The sequence below is a fragment of the Sphingomonas colocasiae genome (genome assembly GCF_019880585.1).
GTDB lineage: Bacteria > Pseudomonadota > Alphaproteobacteria > Sphingomonadales > Sphingomonadaceae > Sphingobium_A > Sphingobium_A colocasiae.
Genome location: NZ_JAINVV010000008.1, coordinates 546,257 through 567,635, shown reverse-complemented (window position 1 = coordinate 567,635; position 21,379 = coordinate 546,257). Strand labels below are relative to the sequence as shown.

24 protein-coding genes are annotated in these 21,379 nt (G+C 66.5%); 11 read left to right on the top strand and 13 right to left on the bottom strand.

The features are described from left to right. Positions 1–116: 116 nt before the first annotated feature. Together K7G82_RS18245 and K7G82_RS18240 are read left to right on the top strand one after the other, a co-directional pair. On the top strand, positions 117–1,799 hold the full coding sequence (locus K7G82_RS18245; protein ID WP_222991330.1) for an N-acyl-D-amino-acid deacylase family protein: 1,683 nt from the start codon (positions 117–119) through the stop codon (positions 1,797–1,799). 85 nt (positions 1,800–1,884) lie between these two features. Next, positions 1,885–3,123 (top strand): dicarboxylate/amino acid:cation symporter, encoded by a 1,239-nt coding sequence (locus K7G82_RS18240; protein ID WP_222991329.1) that lies wholly within the window; start codon positions 1,885–1,887, stop codon positions 3,121–3,123. A 110-nt stretch (positions 3,124–3,233) separates the two neighbouring features. Here the strand turns inward: K7G82_RS18240 and K7G82_RS18235 are convergent, their stop codons facing one another. From K7G82_RS18235 to ggt, 3 genes are all read right to left on the bottom strand, one after another. Then, a complete protein-coding gene (locus tag K7G82_RS18235) occupies positions 3,234–4,427 on the bottom strand; it encodes a serine hydrolase (RefSeq protein ID WP_246623657.1) in 1,194 nt (397 codons plus the stop codon). Between the two features lie 176 nt (positions 4,428–4,603). After that, positions 4,604–5,026: a VOC family protein gene (locus K7G82_RS18230; RefSeq protein ID WP_222991327.1), complete on the bottom strand. Its 423-nt coding sequence runs from the start codon at positions 5,024–5,026 to the stop codon at positions 4,604–4,606. After that, positions 5,023–6,729, bottom strand: a complete 1,707-nt coding sequence (ggt, locus tag K7G82_RS18225) for a gamma-glutamyltransferase (protein ID WP_222991326.1) — start codon at positions 6,727–6,729, stop codon at positions 5,023–5,025. Before ggt ends, K7G82_RS18230 begins: the two co-directional genes overlap by 4 nt. Positions 6,730–7,013: 284 nt before the next feature. Between ggt and K7G82_RS18220 the strand changes: the two genes are divergently transcribed. The 3 genes from K7G82_RS18220 to K7G82_RS18210 all read left to right on the top strand — a co-directional run bounded on the left by K7G82_RS18220 (position 7,014) and on the right by K7G82_RS18210 (position 8,567). Continuing rightward, positions 7,014–7,430, top strand: coding sequence for a hypothetical protein (locus tag K7G82_RS18220; RefSeq protein ID WP_222991325.1), 417 nt, complete (start codon positions 7,014–7,016; stop codon positions 7,428–7,430). Positions 7,431–7,554: 124 nt separating this feature from the next. Further along, a complete protein-coding gene (locus K7G82_RS18215) occupies positions 7,555–7,839 on the top strand; it encodes a hypothetical protein (protein ID WP_246623656.1) in 285 nt (94 codons plus the stop codon). Between the two features lie 92 nt (positions 7,840–7,931). After that, positions 7,932–8,567, top strand: coding sequence for a hypothetical protein (locus K7G82_RS18210; protein WP_222991324.1), 636 nt, complete (start codon positions 7,932–7,934; stop codon positions 8,565–8,567). A gap of 12 nt (positions 8,568–8,579) precedes the next feature. Here the strand turns inward: K7G82_RS18210 and K7G82_RS18205 are convergent, their stop codons facing one another. From K7G82_RS18205 to K7G82_RS18180, 6 genes are read right to left on the bottom strand one after another with little or no spacing between them, the layout of a single operon-like run. Next, complete coding sequence (locus tag K7G82_RS18205) at positions 8,580–9,836, bottom strand: NAD(P)/FAD-dependent oxidoreductase (RefSeq protein WP_222991323.1); 1,257 nt, start codon at positions 9,834–9,836, stop codon at positions 8,580–8,582. After that, entirely contained in the window at positions 9,833–10,300 is a 468-nt protein-coding gene (locus K7G82_RS18200; protein ID WP_222991322.1) for an SRPBCC family protein, read from the bottom strand. Before K7G82_RS18200 ends, K7G82_RS18205 begins: the two co-directional genes overlap by 4 nt. 14 nt (positions 10,301–10,314) lie before the next feature. Beyond that, on the bottom strand, positions 10,315–10,707 hold the full coding sequence (locus K7G82_RS18195; protein WP_343228604.1) for a RidA family protein: 393 nt from the start codon (positions 10,705–10,707) through the stop codon (positions 10,315–10,317). 14 nt (positions 10,708–10,721) lie between these two features. Further along, on the bottom strand, positions 10,722–12,914 hold the full coding sequence (locus K7G82_RS18190; protein WP_222991321.1) for a TonB-dependent receptor: 2,193 nt from the start codon (positions 12,912–12,914) through the stop codon (positions 10,722–10,724). A gap of 41 nt (positions 12,915–12,955) precedes the next feature. After that, entirely contained in the window at positions 12,956–13,396 is a 441-nt protein-coding gene (locus K7G82_RS18185; protein ID WP_222991320.1) for a hypothetical protein, read from the bottom strand. A 24-nt stretch (positions 13,397–13,420) separates the two neighbouring features. Then, on the bottom strand, positions 13,421–14,416 hold the full coding sequence (locus K7G82_RS18180) for an aromatic ring-hydroxylating oxygenase subunit alpha (RefSeq protein WP_246623655.1): 996 nt from the start codon (positions 14,414–14,416) through the stop codon (positions 13,421–13,423). A gap of 193 nt (positions 14,417–14,609) precedes the next feature. Here K7G82_RS18180 and K7G82_RS18175 point away from each other — a divergent pair, with 193 nt between their 5' ends. Genes K7G82_RS18175 through K7G82_RS18165 form a run of 3 tightly spaced genes read left to right on the top strand, consistent with a single transcriptional unit; the run spans position 14,610 to position 16,425 of the window. Further along, positions 14,610–15,176 carry an Lrp/AsnC family transcriptional regulator gene (locus tag K7G82_RS18175; protein WP_222991319.1) on the top strand — a complete coding sequence of 189 codons (567 nt, stop codon included), beginning with the start codon at positions 14,610–14,612 and terminating at the stop codon, positions 15,174–15,176. After that, positions 15,173–15,619, top strand: coding sequence for an SRPBCC family protein (locus K7G82_RS18170; RefSeq protein ID WP_222991318.1), 447 nt, complete (start codon positions 15,173–15,175; stop codon positions 15,617–15,619). The genes K7G82_RS18175 and K7G82_RS18170 overlap by 4 nt, the downstream gene beginning before the upstream one ends. Next, on the top strand, positions 15,619–16,425 hold the full coding sequence (locus tag K7G82_RS18165) for a hydroxyacylglutathione hydrolase C-terminal domain-containing protein (protein WP_222991317.1): 807 nt from the start codon (positions 15,619–15,621) through the stop codon (positions 16,423–16,425). Before K7G82_RS18170 ends, K7G82_RS18165 begins: the two co-directional genes overlap by 1 nt. 4 nt (positions 16,426–16,429) lie before the next feature. Here K7G82_RS18165 and K7G82_RS18160 read toward each other — a convergent pair whose 3' ends face one another. Continuing rightward, positions 16,430–16,900 (bottom strand): Lrp/AsnC family transcriptional regulator, encoded by a 471-nt coding sequence (locus K7G82_RS18160; protein ID WP_222991316.1) that lies wholly within the window; start codon positions 16,898–16,900, stop codon positions 16,430–16,432. 93 nt (positions 16,901–16,993) lie between these two features. Between K7G82_RS18160 and phhA the strand changes: the two genes are divergently transcribed. Genes phhA through K7G82_RS18145 form a run of 3 tightly spaced genes read left to right on the top strand, consistent with a single transcriptional unit; the run spans position 16,994 to position 19,346 of the window. Next, entirely contained in the window at positions 16,994–17,863 is an 870-nt protein-coding gene (phhA, locus tag K7G82_RS18155) for a phenylalanine 4-monooxygenase (RefSeq protein ID WP_222991315.1), read from the top strand. Beyond that, entirely contained in the window at positions 17,860–19,047 is a 1,188-nt protein-coding gene (locus K7G82_RS18150; RefSeq protein WP_246623654.1) for an amino acid aminotransferase, read from the top strand. Before phhA ends, K7G82_RS18150 begins: the two co-directional genes overlap by 4 nt. After that, positions 19,044–19,346 (top strand): 4a-hydroxytetrahydrobiopterin dehydratase, encoded by a 303-nt coding sequence (locus tag K7G82_RS18145; protein WP_222991314.1) that lies wholly within the window; start codon positions 19,044–19,046, stop codon positions 19,344–19,346. Before K7G82_RS18150 ends, K7G82_RS18145 begins: the two co-directional genes overlap by 4 nt. Positions 19,347–19,393: 47 nt before the next feature. Here the strand turns inward: K7G82_RS18145 and alkB are convergent, their stop codons facing one another. Genes alkB through K7G82_RS18130 form a run of 3 tightly spaced genes read right to left on the bottom strand, consistent with a single transcriptional unit; the run spans position 19,394 to position 21,304 of the window. Further along, positions 19,394–20,080: a DNA oxidative demethylase AlkB gene (alkB, locus tag K7G82_RS18140; RefSeq protein WP_222991313.1), complete on the bottom strand. Its 687-nt coding sequence runs from the start codon at positions 20,078–20,080 to the stop codon at positions 19,394–19,396. Further along, entirely contained in the window at positions 20,070–20,735 is a 666-nt protein-coding gene (locus K7G82_RS18135) for a 2OG-Fe(II) oxygenase (RefSeq protein WP_222991460.1), read from the bottom strand. The genes alkB and K7G82_RS18135 overlap by 11 nt, the downstream gene beginning before the upstream one ends. Before the next feature lie 41 nt (positions 20,736–20,776). Continuing rightward, positions 20,777–21,304: a methylated-DNA--[protein]-cysteine S-methyltransferase gene (locus K7G82_RS18130; RefSeq protein ID WP_222991312.1), complete on the bottom strand. Its 528-nt coding sequence runs from the start codon at positions 21,302–21,304 to the stop codon at positions 20,777–20,779. Between the last annotated feature and the right edge of the window lie 75 nt (positions 21,305–21,379).

The window sequence follows — 21,379 nt, the reverse complement described above, 5'->3', positions numbered from 1 at the left end:
GGCGACAAGACGGAGATCGACGCTTCCGCCGATCCGGCCGATTGCCCGAATGGAAAATTATCGGCCGCTTGGCGCTCGATAATTGCCAATCCTGAAAACCCGGCTAGGCTGCGGGCATGAAACGCGCCACGCTCCTCCTCCTCGCCCTGTGTTCCACCACCGCCGCGCTCGCCGCGCCGCCGGCCTATGACGTCGTGATCCGCGGCGGCACCATCTATGACGGGTCGGGCGGAGAGGGCTATCGCGGCGATGTCGCGGTGAAGGGCGACAGGATCGTCGCGGTCGCGCCGCGTGTCGAGGGCAAGGGCAAGGCGGAGGTCGACGCGCGTGGCCTCGCGGTGTCGCCGGGCTTCATCAACATGCTGAGCTGGGCGAATGTCTCGCTGATCGTCGACGGCAAGTCGCAGAGCGACATTCGCCAGGGCGTGACGCTGGAAGTGATGGGCGAGGGCACGTCGATGGGGCCGGTGAGCCCGGAGATGAAGGCCGATGCCGAACGCCGCCAGGGCGATGTGAGATTCCCGGTGAGCTGGACCACCCTGGGCGGCTATTTCGACTTTCTCGAGAAAAAGGGCGTCTCGACCAATTTCGGCAGCTTCGTCGGCGCGGAGACGGTGCGCGTCCACGAACTGGGCGAGAAGGATGTCGATCCCACCCCCGAACAGCTCGACCGGATGCGTGCGCTCGTCCGCCAGGCGATGAACGAAGGCGCGATGGGCGTCGGCAGCTCGCTGATCTACGCGCCCGGCACCTATGCCGAGACGCCCGAGCTGATCGCGATCACCGCCGAGGCGGGCAAGTGCGGCGGCATGTATATCAGCCATATGCGGTCCGAAGGGGACCGGCTGCTCGAATCGATCGACGAGCTGATCGAGATCTCGCGCAAGTCGAACACCCCCGCCGAGGTCTATCACCTCAAGATGGCGGGGCGCACCAACTGGGCGAAATATGACCAGGCGATCGCGAAGATCGAGGCCGCGCGCGCGGAGGGGCTGCGCATCACGACGGACATGTACACCTATCCGGCAGGCGCCACCGGGCTCGACGCGGCGATGCCGACCTGGGCGCAGGATGGCGGGCTGGAAGCGTGGATCGGGCGGATGAAGGATCCGGCGACACGCGCGCGCATGGCCGAGGAGATGAAGAAGCCCGCGACGACCTGGGAGAATTATTTCTACGGCGTCGGCCCGGCGAACATGAAGTTCACGGGCTTCAAGAACCCGGAGCTGCGCAAATATATCGGCAAGTCGCTGGCGGAGGTGGCGGCCGAACGCGGCAAGCCGGCCGAGGAAGTGGCGATGGACCTGGTGATCGAGGACGGCAGCCGCGTCGACACCACCTATTTCATGATGACCGAGGACAATGTCCGCAAGCAGGTGGCGCTGCCCTTCATGAGCTTCGGATCGGACGCCTCGTCGCAGGCGCCCGAGGGCGTGTTCCTGAAATCGAGCACGCATCCGCGCGCCTATGGCAATTTCGCGCGGCTGCTCGGCAAATATGTCCGCGACGAGAAGGTGATCACCTTGCCCGACGCGATCCGGCGGATGAGCGCTTTTCCGGCGTCGAACCTGGGCATCAAGGATCGCGGCTCGCTGAAGCCCGGCATGTTCGCCGATATCGCGATCTTCGATCCGGCGACGATCACCGATCATGCGACCTTCGAGAAACCCCAGGTCTATGCCACCGGCATGCGCCATGTCTTCGTGAACGGCGTGCAGGTGCTGAAGGACGGCGAACATACCGGCGCCACCCCCGGCCGCGCGGTGCGTGGGCCGGGCTATGGCAAGTGCACCGGCTGACGGCCTGAACGCCATGCGGACGGATGATGCCGCGCGGGGATTCGTTCCCGCTTGCCGCGATGCGGCTTCGCGCTAAACCGAAGTCATGTCGAATACCACGCGCATCCTGATCGCCCTTGTCGCCGGCCTCACGCTCGGCATCATCGCAGGGCAGGCGGGATGGGGGGAACTGGCCAAGGTCGCGGAACCGATCGGGACATTGTGGCTCGACGGCCTGCGCATGACGATCGTGCCGCTGGTGGTCGCGCTGATGATCACCGGCATCGCCCGGACGGCGGACAGCGCGCGGGGCGGGCGGCTGGCGTTCCGATCGGTCATCCTCTTCGCGATCGTCCTCTGGATCTCCGCGACGGTCGCGGCGCTGCTGGTGCCGGCGGTGCTTCAGCTCTGGCCGATCCCCGGCGAATCCGCGAAGGCGCTGAGCGCGGCGCTGGGCTCGCGCACCGAGGCCGTCGGCCAGGCGCCGAGCGTGCTCGATTTCCTGCGCACGATCGTGCCGACCAATCCGATCGCCGCCGCCGCATCGAGCGATTCGATGCTGCCGTTGATCCTGTTCGTCACCGTCTTCGCGATCGCGGTCACGCGGCTGGGCGCGGATGCGCGCGAGCGGCTGGTCGGCTTCTTCTCTGCGATCGAGCAGGCGATGCTGGTCATCGTCGGCTGGGTGCTGCTGATCGCGCCGATCGGCGTGATCGCGCTGGCCTTTGTCGTCGGCGTCAATGCCGGCACTTCGGCGATCGGCGCGCTGGCGCATTACGTCATCGTCGTCAGCCTTGCGGGCATCGTCGTCTGGGGCATGGCCTATCCGCTCGCAATCTTCGGCGGCAAGGTGAAGCTGGGCGATTTCATCCGGGCGGTGGCGCCCGCGCAGGCGGTCGCGATCTCGACGCAGAGTTCGCTCGCGTCATTGCCCGCGATGCTCAAGAGCTGCGAGAAGCTGGGCATCCCGGCCGAGACCGCGGGTGTGCCGCTGCCGATCGCGGTCGCGATCTTCCGCGCGACCGGCCCGGCGATGAACCTGGCCGTCGCCATCTATATCGCGCACTGGTTCGGCATTCCGCTGACGCCGAGCGTGCTGGCCACCGGCCTGGTGGTCGCGGCCGTCACGACGATGGGATCGGTCAGCCTGCCCGGGCAGATCAGCTTCTTCACCTCGATCGCCCCCATCGCCGCCGCGATGGGCGTGCCGCTGGAACCGCTGGCGCTGCTGGTGGCGGTGGAGATGATCCCCGATCTGGTCCGCACCGTCGGCAACGTCACCATGGATGTGGCCGCAACGACTGCGGCGGTGCGGCGTGGGGGCAAGGCGGAGGCCCAAGCCTAGCTTTTACATAACCCATGCGTCACCCCAGCGCAGGCTGGGGTCTGTATCAGGCAAAGGCGCGATCTGGTTGGCAGACCCCAGCCTGCGCTGGGGTGACGTGATCCGAAACGTCAATGATTGGCGATGATCGCCCGCGTTACCGCCTGCATCAGGCTCATCCGCTCGGGGATCGGTCGGGTCGTCTCCCCGATCATCACCGCGACCGCATAGGTGCGGCCATCGGGCGCGGTGAGCAGCGCGATATCGTTATAGCCGGTGGCGCGGGCGCCCAGTTCCTGGCCGGTGCCGGTCTTGTGCGCGAAGCGCCAGCCCGGCGCGAGGCCGCCTTTCAGCCGCCTGGGTCCGGTCCTGGACTCGGTCATCACCTGGATCAGATAGTCGGTCGACCGGCTCGACAGCATCTCGCCGCGCTTCAGCCGGGCGAGGCCGTTGACCAGCCCAACGGCGGTCGCGCCATCGGGCGGATTGGCGAGATAGCGATCGAGCGCGGCTTCGCGCGTCTGCCGGCTCAGCTTGTTGCGCGCTTCCTGGAAAGCGATACCGCGCGAATAGCTTTGCTGCCAGGTGAGCCCGGCGGTGCCGGCCTGAAGCAGCCGCTCGCCGGGGCCGAAACGGATATCGGAAAGCCCGTTGCGCGCGAGGAAGGCGCGCACCGCGTCCGGCCCGCCGGCGCGGCGGAGCAGTGCGTCGTTCGCGGTATTGTCGCTTTGCGTCATCGCGCGATCGAGCAGGCTGGAAATGGTCGTGGAATAGCCGTCCTTGCCGACCAGCGCGCGGATCGGCTGGTGGAATAGCGTCAGGTCCTCCATCCGGATGGTGACGCTGTCCGAAAGCGAGATCCGGCCCTTGTCGACGCCGTCGAGCAGCGTCGTCGCCACCCAGAGCTTGCTGACGCTCTGCTGCGGCATCGGCCGCCGGCCATTATATTCGATCAGCCAGTCCTGATGCACGTCGCGCACCGCGATGCCGACGCTGCCCGAAAAGCTCGACCCGAGCGACCGGATCGCGGCTTCGAGCGCGCGCGATGCCTGGACGGGGCGTTCGGCGGGCGGGGCGGAGGGGCGCTGGATCGGCGCGGCGGCAGGCGGCAGGGGGGTGGGCGAACGCGGTACCGGGGCGGGCGCGCGGGGCTGGGTGCGCGGTTGTGGGCGGGGCTGCGAACGCGGTGCCTGTGCGCGCGGCGCTTCGGCGCGCGGCGTCTGGGTGCGCGGTGACGGAACGATCGCCGAGGCGCAGGCGCCGAGCGCCAACAGACCGACGATTCCGGTAATCCTTACGCACGACGCCTTGATACGCGAATACAAAAGCCGAAAACTCCTTTTGCCCGCGTCCATCAACACCATCGCCGCGCGCTTGGGAATCCATCATTGGGTATAGCGTACGACCGGCCGGGCCATGAACGCGGCAGGCGGTTTGCGGCAGGCTGCGCGAATACGGATCGTGCAGCCCGTCACAGAGACCTTCGTGGTCGCGCAGCGCTTCAGGCGGCGAAGAGCTGGTCCATATCGGCGAACGCCTTGAATTCGAGCGCATTGCCCGCCGGATCGAGGAAGAACATCGTCGATTGCTCGCCGGTCTCGCCCTTGAAGCGGGTATAGGGCTCGATCACGAAGCTGATGTCGTGCGCCTTCATCCGCTCCGCGAGCGCATCCCAGGCCTCGGGCGTCAGCACCACGCCGAAATGGGGAACGGGCACGTGATGGCCGTCGACGCCGTTGCCCGTCGGCCTGGCGCGCGGCTCGTCGGTCAGATGCGTGACGATCTGATGGCCGAACAGGTCGAAGTCGATCCAGCGATCGCTGCTGCGGCCCTCGGGGCAGCCGAGCACGGTGCCGTAGAAATGGCGCGCGGCATCCAGGTCGTCGACGGGAAAGGCGAGATGGAAAGGGGTGAGCGTGCTCATTGTACAGCCTCCGTAACCGAGTTGCCGTCACGGCGGGGATCGGCCCCGCCGACATATCCATTGGGCGTCACGAGGAAACCGTGAAGCCCCGATTCCTCGCCGCTGGCGCCGCGTACGTCGATGCCGCGCGCGAACAGGCCATCGACCACGCCGGGGGCGAACTTGTCCGCCTCCGCGTTGAAGTTCGGGCCGCGCGCGACGATGTTGGGCAGCGCGATCGCGTCCGCCATCGGCAGCTTCCAGCCGAGCGCGCCCAGCGTCGCCTTGCCGACATAGGCGAGGATCGAATTGCCGCCCGGCGATCCGATCGCGCCGGCCAGATGGCCCTTGCCGTCGAGCAGGATCGCCGGCGTCATCGAGGAACGCGGGCGCTTGCCCGGGCCGACCGCGTTGGGGCCTTCGGGAATGAACGAGAAATCGGTCATCTGGTTGTTGAGGAAGAAGCCGTCGACCATCCGGCCCGAACCGAAGATCGATTCCACCGTCGTCGTCATCGAGACGGCATTGCCCCATGTGTCGACGATCACGAAATGCGACGTGCCCCCGGGTTCGACCGTGGCGTCGCGTTTGGGCGCCGTCGCGCCGGGCGGGGTGCCGGCGGCGGGCGGCGGGCCGGCCCTGGGGCCGATCAGCGCCGCGCGGCTCGCGACATAGGCCGGATCGAGCAGGCCCTTCACCGGCACGTCGGCCACGTCGCCCACCCAGGCGTCGCGATCGGCGTACATGACGCGGCTTGCCTCGGCGAAAAGATACCAGGACTGCGGATCGGCGGGGCCGCGCCCGGCAATGTCGGTGCGTTCGAGGATGGCGAGAAGCTGGAGCAGGCCGACGCCGCTCGACGGCGGGGGCGGCACGCAGACCAGGATCATGCGATAGGGCCCGCACAGCGGCTCCGCCTTGATCGGGCGGTAGGCGGCGATGTCCTTCAGCGTCATCGTGCCGGGCAGCGAACCGCTTGTGGTCTTGGCGACGATCGCCGCCGCCGTCCTGCCGGCATAGAGCGCGTCGGGGCCTTGCGACGCCAGCCGGCGAAGGAAGTCGGCATAGGCCGGATTCTTCAGCGTGTCGCCTGTCTGGTAGCGGCTGCCGTCGGGCTTGGTGAAATAGGCGACGACATCGGGCTGGCTCGCCTGGGCATAGCGCCCGCCCTGCGCGAAACGGCCAAGGCGCGGCGATACGGGGAAGCCCTGATCGGCGGCGCGCTCCGCATCGGCGAACAGGCTGTTCCAGGGCAGCTTGCCCTGTTCGTCATGCGCGAGCTTGAGCATGCGGACGACGCCGGGCACGCCCGTCGCGATCCCGCCGGTCATCGCGGCGCCGCGATTGATCGGCTTGCCGTCCGCGCCCAGGAACATGCGTGGCGAAGCGCCCATCGGCGCGGTCTCGCGCCCGTTATAGACGGTGACGCGGCCGTCCTTCGCCGAGAAATAGGTCATGAAGGCGCCGCCGCCGAGCCCGGAGCTTTGCGGTTCGACCAGTGACAGCATCGCCTGCGCGGCGATCGCGGCATCGACCGCGCTGCCGCCGCGCCGCAACACGGCGAGCGCCGCCTCCGTTGCCATCGGATGCGCGGTCGCGGCCAGGATCTGGCGGTTGGCGGGCGCCGTCGTGGCCGGCGCGGTCGATGCGGCGGGCGGATTGGGTTCGGACGTCGCGCAGCCGGCGAGCGCGAGCAGTGCGAGCAGGGAGACAGGCCATTTCATGGCGGGCAGTCATGGTCCGTCAGTGACGCCCTGTCGAGGCTTGTCGCGCACGCCATGCGGGAAATCGGCCGACATCCGTTCCCGGTGACGGCGTGTCCGGATGCGGTTCGCACGCCATGGTGTCGTCCTTGTGCTGGAAGCGCCGGAGTCATGAAGCGGCGCATCCGCATTCGGAACGACGGGATTGGCGGCGGCATGGAAATGCCGTATCTTTTGGGGGCGCTCATCACCGGTTCAGTTTCGATATGATACGGAAATGGACAGACTCAGCAGAGGTGAACGATATGCGTACCCCCATCATCCTCTCGATCGGCGCGGCGCTGCTCGTGGCGGCGCTTCCCGCCCAGGCGGCGGCGCCATCGGCATTGACCGTGAAGGCGGAAGCGCGCCTGGCCAAGGCGCTCGACGGCCGTGTCGCGGGCAAGCCCGTGGATTGCATCAATCTGCGCGATATCCGCTCCAGCGAGATCATCGACCGGACCGCGATCCTGTACCGGACGAGCGGCAACAAGCTTTACGTCAACCGGCCCGATATCGGCGGTTCCTCGCTGGATCGCGACGATATCATGGTGACGAAGACCTATAGCTCGCAACTGTGCAGCCTCGACACCGTCCGCCTGCTCGATCGCGGCACGCAGTTCCAGTCCGGCTTTGTCGGGCTCGGCAAGTTCGTGCCCTATACCAAGGTCGCCAGCAACTGATCCGGACCCGGCGGGGCATTTCGATGTTCCGCCGGATCCGATCCTGCCGGATCCGATTCTGATAGCGTCTGCCGGCTCGTAAGTCTGAAGGAGTCCCGCTCTGGTCTGGGATCTGCGTGGCGCGTTGCTGAAGAAGCAGGAAGTCGAATCCGCGCGCCTCGCCGATTTCGAGTTCAGGCTGCGGGCGCGGACGATGAAGCTGCTCGCCGCGCCGCTCGATATCGAGCCCGCCATTCTGATCGCGCTGGTCGCGCGACATGGCGACGACGTGCTGCTGGATCATGTCGCGCCGCTCCGCCCGGATATCGACATCCCGGCCCTGCAAGCCATGTTCGATGCCTGCCGCGCCGAGGCGCGGGTGCAGCTCATCGGCGAACTCGGCGATCCCTCTCCCCATCGGCTGGCCTGATCGCCACTCGTTCGTCGGGATTGGACGTCGGAGCAGGATGTTGATAATGCGCGACAATGTCTTGACCGCGCGGGGGCGACCGGATGCCGAGCATGTTGGCTTTGAAGGTTCTCGGCCTGACGGGGATGGCGTCCTATGCGCTCGCCTATTTCTGCACGCGGCTGCCGCACGTCTCCTATCATCGCTACAAGCTGATCGCGGTGCCGATCGATCGGATTCCGGAGATGCCGCGCGGCTATTCATGCCGTGACCTCGACCGGGCCGAACTCGCCGGCCACGCCATCGATATCGATGTGGCGGCGCAGGCCGAGCGTTTCGCGCGCGGGCTGACGTGTCTCGGCATCTTCGACCGGCATGACGAACTGATCGGCGTCACCTGGATGGGCAAGGCGGTGCATGACGAGGGCGACATGCATGTCCGCTATATCCTGCCCGCCAATGCCGCCTGGGATACCGGCATGTGGTTGCGCGAGGACAAGCGGATGAGCCGCGCCTTTTCGGCGGTCTGGGGCGGGATGAAGGCGTGGTTGCGGCGGGAGGGGCTCGACTGCACGATGAGCAGCATCGCCGACTATAATATCCCGTCCATCCTGTCGCACCGCCGGCTCGGATCGCGGCGGCTGGGCCATATCAGCGTCATCCGTATCGGCCGGCTGCAATATACGCGTGGCGCGAAACCGTCGCTCTGCATGGTCGGCAAGGGGGAAACCCCTACCGTCCATCTGTAGATTCCGGCCTGCTCAGCCGAAGCGGTTGAGTGCCGGCGCGACCATCGATCGCAGCGTGAACGCGACGAAGCGATGCCCCTTGAGCGGCTTGGGCGGGAAGATGGGCAATGCCAGCGTGTCGGGCGACTGGCCGGTCAGCAGCTTCGCCGCTTCACGCGCCGCGGCGATGCCATGGGTCAGGCCGAAGCCGTTGCAGCCGGAGATCGCCCAGGCATCATCGCCGAAGCGCAGGATGCGCGGCAGGCCGGTGGGCGATATCGTCATCTCGCCCCAGGACAGATGGGTGAAGGCGGGCTGTTCGATGTCCGGAAAGGTCCGCCCCAGCCGGCGTGACAGCGGCTTGGCGCTATGCGGCAGGCCGGGCATGCCGGCGCCGCACAATACGCTGCCGACCAGACGGCCGCGCGCGTCGATCGTCGGGCTGAACACGGCCTTGTCGTCAAGGTCGACGATGCCGCCGCGCAGCGGAAACATCGCCGCGCCGCGATCGGCGAGCGGCTCGGTTGCGACGACGGCCGCCGCCATGCGGTAGCTGGTTCCGCGCAGGGAGGCGAAAGGCAGGTGCGCCGCCCCCGTCGCCACCAGCATGCGGCGCGCGCGCACTTCCCCCCGCGCTGTCGAGACGATCCAATGCTCGCCATCGCGCGTGGCGGAGAGCACCCGGCTGTTCCCGAAAATACTCACGCCCCCGGCCCTGGCCACGCGCGCGAGTCCCCGGACCAGCGCGAGCGGATCGAGCGTGCCGCCCTCCGGCAGCCAGGCGCCGCCGGCATAGCGCGGCGATCGGATATGGTCGGCGATGCCTGCGCGGTCGCGCATCTCGAACGATCCGCCATGATCGGTCCAGGCGGTGAAGCTCGCCCGCATCCGGTCGACGCCGCGATCGCTGCGCGCGAGGCAGAGATAGCCGCGCGTCAGATCGCAGGCGATGGCATGGCGCTCGATGCAGTCGGTCAGCCAGCGTCCGGAGCCCGCGATCATCCCCAGCCAGCGACGCGCGCGCGCCTCGCCCAGCATGGTGCGGACCTTTTCCGGACTGGTGCCCGGCACGATCATCGGCGCGAAATGGCCGGCATTGACGCCGGATGCGCCGGCGCCGGGTTGCCCGGCCTCCAGCACCGTCACCGAAAGCCCGGCCGATCGCGCTTCCAGCGCCGCGACAAGGCCGGAATAACCCGCGCCGATGATGACCGCGTCCGCCGTCACATCGCCGCGCAGCGCGGGGTGGTCGAAGCGGTCAGCTTCGTCGGCCCAGACCGCTGCGGTCAACGGGGTTCCGCCGTGCCGAAGCGCCGCGCGAGCGCTGAGAGCGCATGATCGATATTGGCCGCGATCATCGCGCGGGCGGCCTCGTCCGCGCCATCGAATGGACGCGCGGTCGCCGACCAGGACAGCAGCGCACTGCCGGGGCCGGCGGGCACGACCCGCGCGAACCCGAGATAATCGGTGAAGGGCAGCGGGCCGAAATCGAAGATGCGATAGGTATAGCTGCGGTCCGTGGAATCGAAGCGCTCCACGCGTTCGGCGATGCTGACCCCGCCCGGCAGGAAGAAACGGCGCACTGCGCCGACCCCGTCTCCATCGACCTCGACACGCTCGGCCAGCCCCTCGGTGATCGTGGTGTCCGCGAGATCGCCGACCACGGCCCATATCGCGTCGGCATCGGCCGCCAGCGTCACCGCGCGGTCGATATGGATGGAGTGGGCGGACGGGTTGGTGATGTCGCTGTTCATCGGGATCTCCGCGTTCAGAGCGCTGCCATGATCTCCACTTCGATCAGGCATTCGGAAAAGGCGAGGCGGCGCACCTCGACGGCGGTGGCCGCGGGCAGGTCGCACCCGGCATAGGCCGCGATCCGCGCAAGGTTGGCGGCGAGGAAGGCGTCCATGTCGGTCACGAAGATCCGCTCGGAAACGACATTGGCGAACCCGGCGTCGAACGCCGTGAGCGTGCGGCTTATGGTGTCGTAGACCCGCCCGATCTGTGCGGCCATGTCGCCCGCATGGATCGGCGCGAAATCGTCATCGACGCTGAGCGAGCCGGAGATGTGGAGCCGGTCGCCGATCCGCACCGCCTGGGCATAGCCGAACGCCTTTTCGGCGTCGGGCGCCAGATGGAAGCTTTGCCTGTCGATCGTCACTGTGCCTCTCCCGATCAGAATCTGAAGCTGAGTTCGCCGCCGACGATCCGGCCGGTGTCGATCTGTACAGCGTCGGCGTTGAGCGGGACGAAACCGGCCGCGAAGATATACCGCGAGAAGGCGGAGGTGGCGTAATGCCGTTTGGTCAGGTTCTTGACGAACAGCGACGCGCTCCAGTTGGCGCCGTCCAGCCCCAATGTCGCATCGAGCGTGCCGTAGCTTTTCTGGAACAGATAGACATCGGGGCTGGAGGGGAGCTGGAAATCCTGGAAGGATTGCCGCCCGACCGCCGCGAAATCGAGGCGCATGCGGCCCTCGATCGCGTCGCTCAGCGGATGGCGATATTGCGCGCCGATGTTCAACGTGAATTTGGGCGCGTTTGGCAGTTGCTGGCCGACATAGGCGGCGGTGCCGTTGAAGTCCGTGATCTTCGCGTCGATGTACCCGAACGAGGCGTTGAGATCGAAACCGCGCGCCGGGCGCGCGTTCAGTTCCAGCTCGAGGCCCTTGATCTCCGATCGCCGGGCGTTGAGCGAGCCCTGGGTGAGCGTCGCCGCGTCGAGCTGGAAGATCTGCGGGTTGAGATGCTCGGTGTAGAAAGCCGCGGCGTTGAAGATCAGGCGCCGGTCTAGCCAGCTCGTCTTCACGCCGATCTCGTAGTTGCGCGAGCTTTCCTGCCCGATCACGCGCGGGAAGGCGGGGCCCGCCGATGCCGGATTGAAGCTGCCGCTCTTGAAGCCCTGCGAATAGGTGCCGTAGAGCGTCAGCGCCTCGGACGGCTTGTAGGCGAGCGACACTTTGGGCTGGAGCTTGGAGAAGGTGTCGCGATCGACCATCGACGCCTGATAGTCGTCGATCCGCGCCTTGTTGGTGTCGTAGCGCAGCGCCGCGGTCAGCTCGAGCGTCTCCATGATGTCGTAGTTGATCTGGCCGAACAGCGCATATTGCTTGAAGGTGATGCGATTGTCGGCAAGCACCGCCGGAATGACGCCGCCCGAGACGAAACCGCCGGCGGGGCCGCTGAAGCAACTCGCGACGAACAGGCAGAAATCGAGCTCGGCGAAGGTGTCGATGTCGCGCTTCGAATGCTGGTAGTAGGCGCCGACGATGTAACGCAGCGGCTGGTCGCCGGGAGAGGTCAGCCGCACTTCCTGGCTGAAGCTCCTGGTCACGCGATCCTGCGCGGCGGTCGGCACCATCGGGAAGGGCGAGATGTCGAGGTCCTGATTGAAGTAGACGTCGATCTTGTCATAGGCGCTGATCGCGCTGAGCGTGCCGATCGCGGTGTCGTAGCTGAGCGTCATCGACAGGTCGGTCACCTTGCGCCGGGTGATCGATTCCCCATCCAGGTTCGGGCGGATGCGCGCCATCGCGCTGGTGATCTCTCCGCCGCTGGTGCCGAGCACGTTGACCAGGCTGAACCAGGTGGCGCCGCCGCGTTCCTTGGTGTGCGACGCGCGCAGGTCGATGCTGAAATCCGGGCTGGGGTTGACGATGACACGGCCGGTGACGCGGGTCTGTCGATTGCGGTCTAGTCCGCGCCCGTCGAGCCGGTTGACGATGGTGCCGTCGCCGTCGCGGTGCGAGATCGAGACGCGCGCCAGCACCACATCGTCGACGATCGGCCCACTCAGCGCCCCGAACACCCGCCATGCGTTGCCGCTGGCATAGCCGGCCTTCACCTCGCCCTCCATCTCGTTGGTCGGCTTCTTGGTGGTGATGTTGATCGCGCCGGCGATGGCACCCTTGCCGTACAACGCGCCCTGCGGCCCCTTCAGCACCTCGACGCGCTCCACGTCGGACAGGTCCATGGTGAAGGCGTCGGAATCGGGCAGCACGACGCCGTCGATCGAAAAGGCGACCGCGGCCGCCTGGTTGCGGTTCGATCCCAGGCCGCGGATCGAGATATTGTTGGTCGCGGTATCCTGATCGTTGTTGATCCGCACATTGGACGTCAGCGCCAGGAAGTCGTCGATCCGTTGCAGCCGGCGTTCCGCGATCGTGCTGGCGGAGAATGCCGTGATCGAATCCGGAATCTCCTGCAGATTCTCCTCGCGCTGGCGCGCCGTGACGACGATGTCGGCGATGCCGTCCTCGCTCGCCCCGGCTGTGTCCTGCGCACGCGCGACCCCGGCGCCCCCGAATGCGGTGGCGATCGCGATGGCGATCAGCCCGGCGGTTCCCCGCGATCGATATGCTTTCCCCATGATGTCCCTCCCTGGTCTTATGCTCGTGTTTTTTCCGCCGGTCAGGCGAGATCGGCCGGAACCGGGCGGTCTTCCGCCTCATTGTCCCAGATCGCCGACAGGATCAGCCAGCGGCCCTCGTGTCGGACGATCTGCGCGAAGGTGACGCCGCGCCGCTCGACCCCGTTCATGACGGCGGCGAAGCTGCTGCGCACACCGGCGACGTTGCCGAATGCCTCGACATGGCGGCCGAGCTCGACTTCGTTGAAATCGACCAGTTCGCCGGAAGCGCGTTGGGCGGTCATCGCGCCGATGAAATCCTCGATGGCGATCGTCGCGGCCGCACCCGCGCTCAACGGCGCCAGGATCGCCTGCGGATGACAGCAGGCGCGGAAGGTCTCCCAGTCGGGCGCCTGCGCCGCGTTCCAGCCCACGGCCGCGTAGAGGCGCGGGCACAAGGCCAGGATTTCGGTCAGGTCGCTGTCGGTGATGCCGCCCCTCATGATCGTTTCCCCTTGGGTTGAGCGTCAGCTGATAAAGGCCGCCGACGGATGGGCGCGCGGATAGTCGCGCAGATATTGCAGGAAGCGCGCGAGCGTCTGGTCGCTGCGCGTCAGCGTGCCGGGCTTGAAGCGGGCATGTTCGATGATCGGCAGATCCTCGGTCGCGACATGCACTTCGAGTGCGTACATCGCGTCGAGAAATTCACGCGCCGCCGGCGGATCGCTGCCGTCGTCCTCGACGCCCACGGTGAAGAACAGGCGCGAATTGCCGGGGCGGGGAAGCCCCATCGGCGCGACGAAGCCGAACCAGCGGCCGTCGATATAGCCGTCCTGCCAATAGATATTGGCGCCGAATATGCCGACGCGGAAACGGATCGCCGATCCGTCGCGCATCGTTCCGTCGAATTCGTAGACCATCGAATGGGGGGTCCATTCGACGCGATCATGGGGCATGCCATTGTCGAAGCTGATGCCGTGGACGACCTGGATGTGCTGCATGTCGGGCGTGTTGCAGCAGATCACCCAGGGATCGGCCGGCATCTCGCGATCATATTCGCCGGTCTTCCAGATCAGCTTTTTCGGCGCGTCGGGAAAATCGGGAATGTCGAACAGCGGCGTTTCACCGTTGAAGGCGAAGATGCAGCCATAGCGCTCGGCCGTGGGAAAGGCGAAGAGCCGCGCGGTCGGCGGCGTCGGATCACCTGATCCCGTCGCGATGCAGCGACCATCGGCATCGTAGCGCCAGAAATGAAAGGGGCAGCGGACCGTGCCGTCGATCATCTCGCCGGTGCAGAGGTCAGCGCCCATATGCGGGCAATAGGCGCTGAGCACGCGCGCCTGGCCATCGTCGTCGCGGATCACGATCACCCGTCCGCCCAGAAAGTCGAAACCCTGCACCTGGCCGGCGACGACTTCGTCCGAGCGGCAGACCGGAAACCAGGTCTGGCTGAACAGGCCGTCGGTTCCCTCCGGCTGGGGCGCGAGCGAGCGGGCCGCGAATCTGGGCGCAACCTGGGTCAAATCATTCTCCTGAAGGCCCGTGTGCCGGGCTGCATTGTGGATATGCCTCGATTTCGGGCGAGTCAATAAGGATTCATCACTGTATGGCCTAATTGGATGAGGAATGCGCAAATCATGTAGGTATATGTTGCGGAAAGCGCTGCGTTGGGCTAGTTGGTGATGGTGGATCCGAAAAGCGCCGGGAGGCAGGGTGATGGCTGAAAAGGGACGGGGCGGCGCGCGGCGCGGGGGCGAAAGTCCCCCTTTGGCATCGGCGGGCGTGGACGATACGCATGAGCTCAACAGCCGCATCATCCGCCTGCTCCAGCAGGATGGGCGGATGCCCTATTCCAACATCGCGGCCGCGGTCGGTGTGTCCGAAGGAACGGTGCGCAACCGCGTCCGTCAGTTGATCGACGACAATGTCATCACCATCCAGGCGGAAGCGTTGCCCGAAGCGTTCGGTTACGCGTTCAATGCCCAGACCTTCATCAACGCGGCGCCGGGCGCCGATATCGAGGCGCTGATCGCCCGGCTGAGCGACGTGCCCGAAGTCTTCTACCTGATCATGACGCTGGGCCGTTTCGATATCGGCCTGGCGACCTATCATCGATCGCACGAGGACTATCGAACCTTCCTGATCGACCATTGTTACGGCCAGCCCGATATCGCCGCGGTGGAGACCGCGATGGTGCTCAAGGTCCACAAGATGCGACTGCAATGGGAACTGGACAAAGGCGCGCGCGGCGCCGTGCTCGCCAAGGGAGGGAAGGGGCAATGATCACGATCGAACGCGCCTCCCGCTTCGACGCGTCCGCCGAACGCCTGTGGCGGCTGTTCGCGACCGAGGATGGCCAGCGCCGCGCCGAACTCGGCTTCGTCTCGTCGATCGAGTTCGAGGGTGAAGGGCTCGGCATGGTCCGCACCATGCGGACGGAGGGGCATCTGGGCGACGGCATCGTGAAGGAAAAGCTCGTACATTTCGACCCGCAGGCGATGGAGATGACCTTCGAGATCGTCGACACCGGCGATATCGTGCCCTTCGCCGGCTATCTCGGTTTCGCCAAGGTGATCCCCGCCGGCCCGAACGCGTCGATACTGCTCGCGCGATCGACCTTCGTGCCCGTCGACGTGGCGGAGGACGAGGCGCGCGCCATGTCGGAGGCGAACTACACGCTGTTCTTCGGCAATCTGCGCGACGCGCTGGCCTCGGGCGACTGGTGATGGCGGTGCTGCCGCTCCGGCCCGGCACGCGCTTCGATCATTTCCACCATATCGTCTTCTGCCCCGAAACCCGTGAGGCGGTGTCGGTCGATCCCTATGACGATGAAGCCGTGCGCGCGGCGGTCGCCGCCAACGGGCTGCGGCTGACCGCGGTCGTCAACACGCACGAACATTGGGATCATGCCGGGCGCAATGCCGCGATGAAGGCGGATAGTGATGTGCTGATCATGGCGCCGCTGGCGGCCGCCGGCACGATCCTGCCCATAGACCGCATGCTGTGTGACGGAGACGAGATCATGGTCGGCGAGACGGTAAGATTGCAGGTGTTGGCAACGCCCGGGCACACCATGGCGCATATCGCATTGCGCGGAGAGGAAGGCGGAATCCCCTTCCTCATTTCCGGCGATACGCTGTTCGCGGCCGGTGCAGGCAATTGCGGCTATGGCGGCCATGCGCCGACCTTGTTCGATACGCTGACGACGCTCGCCGCCGCATTGGCGGAGGAAACGATCGTCTATCCGGGCCACGACTATCTCGCGCGCAATCTGCGCTTCGCCGCGCATGTCGAGCCGGGCAACGACGATGTCCGCGCGCTCGCGAGCGAAATCGCGGACCTGCCGCCGGATCGCTTGCGTTTCACCACATTGGCGGAGGAGGGCCGGATCAACCCGTTCCTCCGTTGCGCGAGCCCGGCCCTGCGCGCGCGTCTGGCCGAGCTCGATCCCATGCTCGATCCGGAGGGCGACGATCGCACGGTGTTTCTGGCGCTGCGCGCCTATCGCGATCGCTGGGCGGAGGCCGCGTAAAGGATCACACCGGAATGGCGGTGGTGTATTTCACCTGGCCCAGCGCGAAATGCGAGGCGCCGGTCGCGACCGAGGGATGGCGCAGCAGCGTGCGCATCAGGAAATGCTCATAGTCGGCGACGTCGCAAACCGAGATGCGCAGCAGATAATCCCAGTCGCCCGACATCGAATAGCATTCTAGGATCTCGGGGCGCGATCGCACGAAGCTTTCGAACGCCTCCACGCCCTCGGCGGTGTGGCCGCGCATGCGGATATGGCAGATCACATTGACCCCGCGCCCGACCATGCCGGCATCGACCAGCCGGACGGTGCGGGTGAGCACCCCTGCCCCCTCCAGCGCCTTGATCCGCCGCCAGCAGGACGCGGTCGAGGCGCCGACGCGTTCGGCAAGCGCGGCATGGCTGATCGAAGCATCGTCCTGCAGCGCCGCGAGGATGCGACGATCGACGGCATCAAGCTGATAAGTTTCTTTCATAAAATCCGGGTTTCCGATGAATCCTCTTCAATCCTTACGCGGATTGCGACGAATCAGGAATCATATTTCGCATGAATGGCGTATAATCGCATCATGGCTGGATCAGATCTCATTCGCCCCCCCGGCTCCGCCGAGGATTGGACCGTTCCGCAGGATTGGGCGTCGTACACGCCCGACGAACATGCGATGTGGGATACGCTGTTCGCGCGACAGGCGGAGATGCTGCCATCGCGGGTCGTTCCCGCCTTCATGGACGGGCTGGATATCCTGCGCATGTCGCGCCCGGGCATTCCCGATTTCGACGAATTGTCGGACCGGCTGATGAAGGCCACCGGCTGGCAGGTCGTGGCCGTCCCCGGGCTGGTGCCTGACGAGGTGTTCTTCGATCACCTCGCCAATCGCCGCTTCGTCGCGGGCCGCTTCATCCGCACGCCCGAGCAGATCGACTATCTGCAGGAACCCGACATCTTCCACGACGTGTTCGGCCATGTGCCGCTGCTCGCGCATCCGGTGTTCGCCGATTATATGCAGGCCTATGGCGAGGGCGGCCTGCGCGCCGCCAAGCTGGGCATGATCAAGCAGCTCGCGCGGCTCTATTGGTATACCGTCGAATTCGGGCTGATCCGCGACGGCGACGCGCTCAAGCTCTATGGCGCGGGCATCGTCTCGTCCTTCGGTGAATCGCGCTTCGCGCTCGACGACCCGTCGCCCAACCGGATCGGCTTCGATCTGCAGCGCGTGATGCGGACCGACTATCGCATCGACGATTATCAGCAGACCTATTTCGTCATCGATAGCTTCGAAGATCTGTTGCGCCAGACGCTGGAGACCGATTTCGCGCCGATCTATGCGTCGCTCGCCGACGCGACCGACCTGAAGACCGACGATGTGCTTGCGGACGACGTCGTATTTACGCATGGCACCCAGGCCTATGCGCATTCGCGTCTGGAGTCCGCTGCATGACCACATTGTTTTCGGGGCTCTCGCCCCAACCCGCCGACGGCCTGTTGCGGCTGATCGTGCTTCATCGTGACGATCCGCGCCCCGGCAAGATCGATCTGGGCGTCGGCATCTATCGCGACGACGATGGCGCCACCCCCGTGTTGAAGGCGGTGAAGGCGGCGGAGCACATCCTGCTCGAGACGCAGGAGAGCAAATCCTATCTGGGCGCCGATGGCGATGTCGGCTTCGTGCAACTGCTTGAACCGATCATATTCGGTGCGGAGATGGCGGGATCGTCGCGGCTGGGCGGCGTGCAGACGCCGGGCGGAACCGGCGCGCTGCGGCTGGCGGCCGAGCTCGTCGCGCAATCGCGCCCCGGCGCGCGGATCTGGACGGGCACGCCCACCTGGCCCAATCACGCGCCGATCTTCGCGGGCGCCGGGCTCGAGATCCTCACCCATCCCTTTTTCGACGCGGAAACGCAGCGGATCGAATTCGGCGCGATGATGAACGCGCTGGAAAGCGCCGAGCCCGGTGACGTCGTGCTGGTCCATGGATCGTCGCACAATCCCACCGGCGCCGAGCTGGACGAGGGGCAGGCGGAAGCGCTGGCCGAACTCTGCGCGCGTCGCGGCCTCGTGCCGCTGATCGACCTGGCCTATCAGGGCCTGGGCCGCGGGCTGGAAGAGGATGCGGGGCTGGCGCGCCGTCTGCTCGCCGCCTGCGACGAGGCTTTGCTCGCCTATTCCTGCGACAAGAATTTCGGCCTCTATCGCGAGCGTGTCGGCGCGCTCTGGGTGCAGGGCCAGACAGCGGACGCGACGCAGATCGCGCGCGACAACATGCTGGTGGTGGCGCGCGGCATCTGGTCGATGCCGCCCGATCATGGCGCTGCGATCGTCCGCGTCATCCTGGAGCGTCCCGAACTCGTCGCGCTCTGGCACGCGGAGCTCGACGAAATGCGCGATCGTATTTCGCGGCTGCGCGAGAAGCTGGCCGAGAGCCATCCGCTGTTCGCCGGCGCGGCGCGGCAGACCGGCATGTTCGCGCTGCTGCCCTTCTCGCCCGAGGCGGTGACCGAGCTGCGCGAGATGCATGGCATCTATATGGCGGGCAATGGGCGCATCAATATCGCCGGGCTGACCGAGGAGAATATCGAGCGGTTCGTCGAGGCGGCTGCGCCGCTGCTGAGGGTTTACGCATGACCCCGCTCTCGACACAGGCGCGCGATGCGGCGCTGGCGGGCCTGGATGGCTGGGCTTTCGATGAGGCGCGCAATGCGCTGTATCGCCGGCTGCGCTTCCCGAGCTGCACCGAGGCGGTCGGCTTCATGGCCGGAATCGCGGTCGCGGCCGACGCCGCCGATCATCATCCCGAATGGTCCAACGTCCATGACCGGGTCGATATCTGGTTGACCACGCACGATGCCGATGGTGTGTCCGAACGCGATGTCGCGCTTGCCGGCACGATCAACGCGGTGCTGGCCGGGCGGAGCGATTTGTAATTCGACGGCAACGTCGAATGACTAGCAAATCGCGGTTGAGCAAAAGCTTATGGCGCTCTGGGATCCGATTGCATCGGGTCGCAGAGCGCCATGTGCCTGATTCCGGTCTGACGGAAGCTGAGATTGTAGCGATACGGTCCGGTCGACGGATGTTCGCCGCGCGGCAGCGTGTCGATGCCGTGAAAGTTCAGCCGCGCGGGGCCGCCCCAGACCACAACGTCGCCATGATGCAGCGGAATCCGCCGTGGCCGGTCGCGGCGTTCCGCGCCACCCCATAGGAAGGTTGCGGACAGGCCGAGCGAGATCGAGACGATCGGCGCCGCCATGTCGCGTTCGTTGCGATCCTGGTGGAGGGTCAGGCGTGTACCGGGCGCATAGCGATTGATCAGGCATGCATCGGGCGCGTAGCCGGGATAGCCCGCCGCCGCCGCCGCCCGCTCGGCGAGGCTCGCGAAGACCTCGGGCATCGCCGACCATGCGCCGCCGCTTTCCGGATCGTGCGCGGCGTAGCGATAGCCGCGCGCGCTGCTTGTCCAGCCGAGCGCGCCGCAGCTTGTCGTCGCCACGGACATGCGGCGTCCGCCCGGCGTTTCCATATGGCGGAACGGCGCCCCTGCCGCGATGGCGGCGATATGATCGAGCAAGGCCTGCGCGTCGTCCATGGCGAAGCCGCCGAGCAGCGCCGCGCCGGGTGCGATGGTCAGGCGATCGCGCGCGAACAGGTCATGCGGCATCGTGGAAGATGATCCCGAGCGTGTGGCGATGGCCCGATCGCACCGTGCTCACCCCGTGGCGCAGCATCGCGCGATGATCGCCGCGCGTGCCGGCGCGGGGGCGGGCATTGACCGCGAAGATCACGGCGTCGCCCTTGTCCAGCGGCACCACCTCGGCGCGCGACTGCATGCGTGGCCGCTGTTCGGTCAGCACGAATTCGCCCCCCGTGAAATCCGTGCCCGGCCGCGACAGCAGGACGGCGATCTGAAGCGGAAAGACATGCGCGCCGTACAGATCCTGATGCAGGCAATTATAGTCGCCCGCGCCGTAGCGCAGCAGCAACGGCGTCGGCCGCCTCTGTCCGGCATCATGGCAGTGGCTCAGGAAATCGGCATGATCGTCCGGGAAGCGCGCATCCATTCCCATGCGCTGGTGCCAGCGATTGGCGATCGGCGCGAGCCGGGGATAAAGCGCCGTCCTCAGCGCCTGAACCAGCGGCGGCAGCGGATAGGCGAAGTAACGATATTCGCCCTTGCCGAAGCCATGTCGCGCCATCACGACATGGCTTCGGAAGATGTCGGTCGGCCCGTAGAGCGCGGCCAGCGCGTCGCACTCGGTCTCCTCCAGCAGTTCCGGCAGCATCGCCCAGCCCTGTGCATCAAGTTCCGCCTGCATCGCGTCCCGGTCGATCGCGTCGACGCGCGCCTCGATGTCGTTCACGCCACCGCTTCCATGTTGATCAGCCGCCGCTTGCGCTCGACGCCCCAGCGATAGCCGGAAATGCCGCCATCGGCCTTGACCACGCGGTGGCACGGCACCGCGACCGCGATGCGATTGGCGGCGCAGGCGGCGCCGACCTCCTGTGCGGTCGCGGCAATGTTCAGCCAGCGGGCGAGTTCGCCATAGCCGATCGTCTGGCCGCCCGGCACCATGCGCAGCGCCTTCCAGACCGCGAGTTCGAGCGGCGAACCGCGCAGATCGAGCGCGAAGGACGCGCCTTTCTCCGGATATGCCAGTAAGGTCGCCACCGCATCGAGCGTCTCCGTCATTGCGGTCGCATCCCCGCGAAGTGTGGCGCCTTCCAAAGCGGCATGCAGGTCGCGCAGCAGGCGCGCGCGATCGCTGCCGATCAGGATCGCGGCGACACCGCGCTCGCTCGCCGCCACCAGCGCGACGCCGAGCGGCGTTTCGATGAAGCCGTAGCTCAGGGTTTGGCCCGCGAAAGGGCGATCGTCGGTGCTCATCGCATATCTCCAAGACTATTCTCTTGAAGACACAGTGGCACTCGCCCGATCCGAGTGCTCTCCGCTTCTTGCGGT

What these genes read in the sequence shown, in the direction of transcription:
- K7G82_RS18190 (WP_222991321.1), bottom strand. Translation starts at nt 12,914, where the DNA reads ATGGGGAAAGCATATCGATCGCGGGGAACCGCCGGGCTGATCGCCATC.
- alkB (WP_222991313.1), bottom strand. Translation starts at nt 20,080, where the DNA reads ATGCCGCATGACCTGTTCGCGCGCGATCGCCTGACCATCGCACCCGGC.
- K7G82_RS18165 (WP_222991317.1), top strand. Translation starts at nt 15,619, where the DNA reads ATGGCGGTGCTGCCGCTCCGGCCCGGCACGCGCTTCGATCATTTCCAC.
- K7G82_RS18170 (WP_222991318.1), top strand. Translation starts at nt 15,173, where the DNA reads ATGATCACGATCGAACGCGCCTCCCGCTTCGACGCGTCCGCCGAACGC.
- K7G82_RS18160 (WP_222991316.1), bottom strand. Translation starts at nt 16,900, where the DNA reads ATGAAAGAAACTTATCAGCTTGATGCCGTCGATCGTCGCATCCTCGCG.
- K7G82_RS18185 (WP_222991320.1), bottom strand. Translation starts at nt 13,396, where the DNA reads ATGAGGGGCGGCATCACCGACAGCGACCTGACCGAAATCCTGGCCTTG.
- K7G82_RS18245 (WP_222991330.1), top strand. Translation starts at nt 117, where the DNA reads ATGAAACGCGCCACGCTCCTCCTCCTCGCCCTGTGTTCCACCACCGCC.
- K7G82_RS18230 (WP_222991327.1), bottom strand. Translation starts at nt 5,026, where the DNA reads ATGAGCACGCTCACCCCTTTCCATCTCGCCTTTCCCGTCGACGACCTG.
- phhA (WP_222991315.1), top strand. Translation starts at nt 16,994, where the DNA reads ATGGCTGGATCAGATCTCATTCGCCCCCCCGGCTCCGCCGAGGATTGG.
- K7G82_RS18150 (WP_246623654.1), top strand. Translation starts at nt 17,860, where the DNA reads ATGACCACATTGTTTTCGGGGCTCTCGCCCCAACCCGCCGACGGCCTG.
- K7G82_RS18130 (WP_222991312.1), bottom strand. Translation starts at nt 21,304, where the DNA reads ATGAGCACCGACGATCGCCCTTTCGCGGGCCAAACCCTGAGCTACGGC.
- K7G82_RS18210 (WP_222991324.1), top strand. Translation starts at nt 7,932, where the DNA reads ATGTTGGCTTTGAAGGTTCTCGGCCTGACGGGGATGGCGTCCTATGCG.
- ggt (WP_222991326.1), bottom strand. Translation starts at nt 6,729, where the DNA reads ATGAAATGGCCTGTCTCCCTGCTCGCACTGCTCGCGCTCGCCGGCTGC.
- K7G82_RS18135 (WP_222991460.1), bottom strand. Translation starts at nt 20,735, where the DNA reads ATGCAGGCGGAACTTGATGCACAGGGCTGGGCGATGCTGCCGGAACTG.
- K7G82_RS18240 (WP_222991329.1), top strand. Translation starts at nt 1,885, where the DNA reads ATGTCGAATACCACGCGCATCCTGATCGCCCTTGTCGCCGGCCTCACG.
- K7G82_RS18220 (WP_222991325.1), top strand. Translation starts at nt 7,014, where the DNA reads ATGCGTACCCCCATCATCCTCTCGATCGGCGCGGCGCTGCTCGTGGCG.
- K7G82_RS18145 (WP_222991314.1), top strand. Translation starts at nt 19,044, where the DNA reads ATGACCCCGCTCTCGACACAGGCGCGCGATGCGGCGCTGGCGGGCCTG.
- K7G82_RS18200 (WP_222991322.1), bottom strand. Translation starts at nt 10,300, where the DNA reads ATGAACAGCGACATCACCAACCCGTCCGCCCACTCCATCCATATCGAC.
- K7G82_RS18175 (WP_222991319.1), top strand. Translation starts at nt 14,610, where the DNA reads ATGGCTGAAAAGGGACGGGGCGGCGCGCGGCGCGGGGGCGAAAGTCCC.